The following is a 5,308-nucleotide window of genomic DNA, read 5'->3' on the forward strand; positions in this document are numbered from 1 at the left end:
AAAAAGCTTTGTCTTAGTGCTAAGACGGAATCTTTTCAGATTCCTTGCTCTCCGCACTAACTTTAGCTCGGGCGTTGGCAGTAATATGACCAAAATAGAAAGCTAAATGGAATTAAGAACAGAACTGGAGCCAAACTTGAAAGTTGCTTCTGAATTATATCCAGTAGTAAAAAAGAAAATTCTTGATTTTACAGATTTTTGGGACAACAATCCTGACAATGCTATTTCACGACACAAAGAAGTCGAAGATGAATTAAAAAAATTGACTGGTAAGGAAATGTCTGAATTTGATTTATGGGAATATTGGGAGGCTGATGGAGTCGAAAATTTAGCATTTAGAATATCACTTCCTAATCCTACCAAAATTTTAAACTTCAAAAAGAGTGAATTAAAAGAAATTTTGACACGCATTAAAACTTTTGAAGAGCCAACAGAATATGAAAATGATGAATTTCTAATGCTTGCTTGGACTAATAAATCTGATTTTTATAGAGAACTGCTTAAAATAAATTTTGATAAATATAACTTCAAATTTTTTATAAGAAATAAAGATAAAAATGGAAATTACTTTGAATACTCTGTAGATGAAATTGTTGAAAATCTATGGGAAAAATAAAAATACTACTGCCAACAATGTATAACCGCAATTACGGCGGATTCGACTACGTCCGAATCCACTCCCAATTGCTAATGTCTGTGATAAGCCGAAAAACAGTAACTTTAATTCCGTAACTTCGGTTATACCTATCGTTGGCAGTAATGTTGAAAAAAATTATTCTACATATCATCATATTTACCTTGTTTTTTTCTTGTAAAGAGGAAAAATCATTGTTTGGACATTGGCATGAACATCTGAACGGGAATAAGGATTTTGACAATTGTTATATCATTTCAGATAGTACAATATCAATAAACAAGTTAACTAGCGGAGCAACATTTCAACTGGAAAAAACGAATCCTTCGCAGATTTGGGAATTTATTAAATATTCAGATAAAATAGTACAAAGTCATTTAATCACCGATGATAAAGTGACTTTTATGAATAATACGGAATGGATTAGACAGCCTGTCAATTCAGAAACATTTTTAAATGACTTTTCAGCTGGATATAAAGTTAATATACACCCATTTAAATCCGCCATTGAAAAATCTGAATCGATTGCCTTCAACAATGGTAGGTTAAATATACTTCTAGCTTGTGGAAAACTAAAAAATCAACACATCGACACCAAAAATGGATTTTTAAAGAATCAGTTCTATTTTCAAATCAACGACAAAATCACCAGAGAATACGAAGACTTGTTGGAATATATAAACTGTACGCATTGTCAATTGGATAAAATCAACCTTTACGTTAACATGGACAAGAATACCCCGATTGAATTAAAAAGAAAATTGGACAGCGCTCTAAACTTTTTGAATTTAAAGCAAAGTCAGGTGTTTTATTTAAAAGCTGACCTTAAAAAATCAACTAATGAGTACCAAAACACTACTGCCAACAATGGCTATAGCAAATAGGGAAAAATGTGCTAAATTTAATGGCTTAGGCTTGTTTAATATGCCCGCCAAATCTTTTGGATTTGGCTTTTAAAATGAAAAAGATAAAAACAAAACAAAAAGCTCTGGCTACGGGCGCAGACGGAAACGAAAAGTTTCCTTGCCTGCCCTACTTGCCATAGCCGAAAACGTTGTAACCAATACGAGAAAAACCCAAACTGAAAATGACATTAGGCTTAATAATTACAATTTTAGCTTTAGGAATTGCCCTTTTTGTTGTGATAAATCAATGCAAAAAAGCAAAAAGTAAACTAAATGCGGAAATTCAAAATAAGAACGGAGAGTTATCAAGGAAGATTGAGGAAAACGACAAACTAAATTCTGATTTAGAAAGGTTTAGCGGAATTGTATCAATCGAAAATGAAATTGAATCAAAGAACAAGGAATTTTCAGAAATTCAAGCGAGTGCAAATGAATTGAACGATAAGTTTATTAATGCTAAAGCAATCTTCAAAGAATTAGAAAAAGACATCAAACTTTACCAAAACGATATAGAATTTATTGACCTCGGAATTTACGAGCCAATTTTTGATTTAGAAACTTCAGAAAAATATAAAGAGAGAATCACACAAATTATTACAAGACAAAAACAGCTTATAAAAGGTGGAAATGCTTGTGTTTGCAACACGGAATGGACCGTTGGGAATAGCCGAAAACAAGGCGAAATAATGACAAGAAGATACATCAATCTGACTTTAAGAGCATTTAATGGAGAATGTGACTCATTAATTTCTAAAGTCCGTTGGAACAATGTAAAGAGTTTTGAGGAAAGAATAAAAAAAGCATTTAACGCAATCAACAAACTTGGCAAATCAAACAATACATTTCTAACTGACAAATATTTAAAACTCAAACTTGATGAACTACATTTAGTATATGAATTAGCCCACAAAAAGTATCAAGAAAAAGAAGAAGCAAGAGAAATCAGAGCACAACAGCGAGAAGAAGAAAGAGCGCAACGAGAATTTGAAAAAGCCAGAAAAGACGCTGAAATGGAAGAAAAGCGTTATCAAAAAGCATTAGAAAAAGCAAAAAAAGATTTAGGTTTAGTTAGTGGAGAAAAGTTGGACGAACTGAATTCTCAAATCGCACAATTGGAACAGAATTTAAAAGATGCACACGAAGCTAAAGAAAGAGCGATTTCAAGAGCGCAAGAGACAAAATCTGGACACGTTTATATAATTTCTAATCTTGGCTCATTTGGAGAAAACGTTTATAAAATAGGAATGACAAGACGACTTGAGCCAATGGATAGAGTTAAAGAATTAGGAGATGCATCTGTTCCTTTCACTTTTGATTTACACGCAATGATATTTTCAGAAAACGCACCTGAACTCGAAAATCTTTTACATAAGGAATTTGACGATAGACGTATTAACAAAGTGAATTACAGAAAAGAGTACTTTAAAGTTACGTTAGATGAAATAGAACAAGTAATCAAAGACAAGTATGAAAAAGAGGTCGATTTTATAAAAGTATCAGAAGCGCAACAGTTTAGAGAAACGCAGTCGATAATTAAGCAAATTCAACAAGCAAAAAATGAAAAAGCTGAAAGTGAAATTGAAAAATATCCTGACAGTTTGTTCTGAAAAAGTACTGGTTACAACAACGTATATAGCTCATAGCCAAATAGTTGCTTAATCAAAGTTAAGGCGTATTTGGAAAGTCGCCAAATTTTTAAATTTGACGATTTCCAATAAAAAAGATAATAGTAAAATTTAAAAATCTGGCTTGTGGCTCAACCGAAAAATAATCGCTAATTTACACGCTACGAGCCATATACAAGACCGTTACCTCACATTTTGAAGAAACATAACAAATACATATTAATCTTGAGCATATTAAGCGGACTTTTCGGGTGCAATAATCAAAAAAAGGATTTTGTCCTTAATGAATTCAAAACCCAAATTGAAAAGCAAGGAATGAAAATTGATTCAATAGACGAAACAGAATTGATTTTCATCTCCAAAGGCGACATAACACTTAATGTAAGCCTTGATAATATCAGACGAGATTACCAAAGGGACAAAGACAAATCCATTATATCGGACTTTGCTAAAACTTTAATGAATTACACTCTCGAAATACCTGAAAAATGGACTGAGGCAAAAGAGAATATTTTTATTTCTTTATATCCAAGCGATTATGAATTCAAAGATTTTATAAACTATAAATTGACTGACAAAGTTCATAAGATTTATATTCATATAGAAAATGATATGCTGACTTGGATTTCGAAGGAAGACATTGAAAAATGGAACATATCGGAATCTACTCTAAATGAACAGGCTGAAAAAAATGGAGACAGAATTTTAGCCAAATCTACCATTGAATATAACACAATAGAAAATAGAAAACTCGGAAGATTAGAATCTGAATTTATCAATTTAAAAGGAGCACTTTTACTAGCGCCTTCAATGAAGGAAAAAATTCAAACGGATTTTAGTTTTCCTTTTTATGCAGTAATTCCTGTTCGAGATTTTTGTTATGTTTTCTCAGAAAATGATTTTGAATTTTTCTCGCAACGCATTGGACAAGTTGTTGTGGAAGAATATAAACAATCAGGTTATCCATTGACAACAGAACTTTTAAAATTTTCAAAAAACGGAATTGAAACTGTTGGGGTTTATGATGCGTCCGAATAAAAAACGTGTGGTAACAAAACCTATAAACAATACGGGCTTGGCTGCTTAAGTTATAAACTCGGAATATCATCAAATACCGCCAAATCTTTTGGATTTGGCATTAAATAAAAAAAGAAAAAGCAAAACAAAAAGCTTTGGCTAATTGCGTAAAGGAATGTTAAGTGCTAACTTGCTTCCGTACTATTTATAGCTAAACCGTTGTACGTAAGCTGAAAAAGCCAATGAACATTAAAGATAAATCACTGAACTTCCAATATCTATATAGCCGAATTTTCACTTTCGGTCTGAATAGGAAAAAGTTTGTATGCTTACCGAAAAGTAATAGCTTATTTGCGTCAAATAATTCCAGAAATACATTTATTGCGCTCGGTTTTACATTATTTTCTTGTGGACTATTTTTTTCTGGAATTATAGAATGGTTTATAAACGGACATAAAATTACAACGGAATTTATACTTGTCTTTTTTGCAGCTCATCCAATTGTTGCGGCTATTGGATTACGCCAATTTTTGTGGCTGATTAATGGACGACAAGAATTACGGATTGAGAATGGAAAAATGACCTTAACTAAAAAAGGAACTTTTCTAACTAAAACACAAACTTTTGAATTGGAACACGTGGAAAACGTTCGGAATGAAATCCAAGAAAATTCATTATCCCTCTATGACAAAACATTGCGGAATATCGCTCTGAATAGAAAATTGCTTTTTAGTCACATAATGGGCGAAATTCTCTTTAACTACAAAGGAAAAAAAATCAAATTATTTAATGAATTGACTGAAAATCAAAAAGCTGAATTAATAACTGAAATCAATAATCTAAAACTAAAGCCTACGTACAACACGGTATAAAAAACATAGGGCGGTTTAGGCTTGCCAAAAGACCTGTGTTTATTTACTAAGTCGCCAACCATAAAATTTGGCATTTACGAAAAATGATAAAAGCAAAATATTTATATTTGGCTTAGTATCAATCCGAAACGTATTGCTTATCACCTGCCCTACGTTTCTTATACTTAACGTTGTCATTAATTTGGTACGTTAAACAAACATCCTTTACAAAGTTAAAGAAACATAGTTTACACTTTTTAAGGTATAATTTGAGGA

Annotated in this window: 5 protein-coding genes; all 5 read left to right on the plus strand. The window is 31.9% G+C overall.

The genetic code is table 11. The annotated features are described in order from the left end of the window. The first annotated feature begins 106 nt into the window (after window positions 1–106). Entirely contained in the window at window positions 107–616 is a 510-nt protein-coding gene (locus Q0856_RS17695) for a hypothetical protein (protein WP_298507132.1), read from the plus strand. 143 nt (window positions 617–759) lie between these two features. Next, the gene (locus Q0856_RS17700; protein WP_298507133.1) at window positions 760–1,518 is read left to right on the plus strand and encodes a hypothetical protein; all 759 of its coding nucleotides are present in this window, start codon (window positions 760–762) and stop codon (window positions 1,516–1,518) included. 203 nt (window positions 1,519–1,721) lie between these two features. Beyond that, entirely contained in the window at window positions 1,722–3,146 is a 1,425-nt protein-coding gene (locus Q0856_RS17705; RefSeq protein ID WP_298507135.1) for a DUF4041 domain-containing protein, read from the plus strand. Window positions 3,147–3,479: 333 nt separating this feature from the next. After that, a complete protein-coding gene (locus Q0856_RS17710) occupies window positions 3,480–4,202 on the plus strand; it encodes a hypothetical protein (RefSeq protein WP_298507137.1) in 723 nt (240 codons plus the stop codon). Between the two features lie 221 nt (window positions 4,203–4,423). Further along, on the plus strand, window positions 4,424–5,053 hold the full coding sequence (locus Q0856_RS17715) for a hypothetical protein (RefSeq protein WP_298507139.1): 630 nt from the start codon (window positions 4,424–4,426) through the stop codon (window positions 5,051–5,053). The last annotated feature ends 255 nt before the right edge of the window (window positions 5,054–5,308 follow it).

Origin of the sequence: uncultured Maribacter sp. (assembly GCF_947496775.1) — a bacterium.
Taxonomy (GTDB): Bacteria; Bacteroidota; Bacteroidia; order Flavobacteriales; family Flavobacteriaceae; genus Maribacter_B.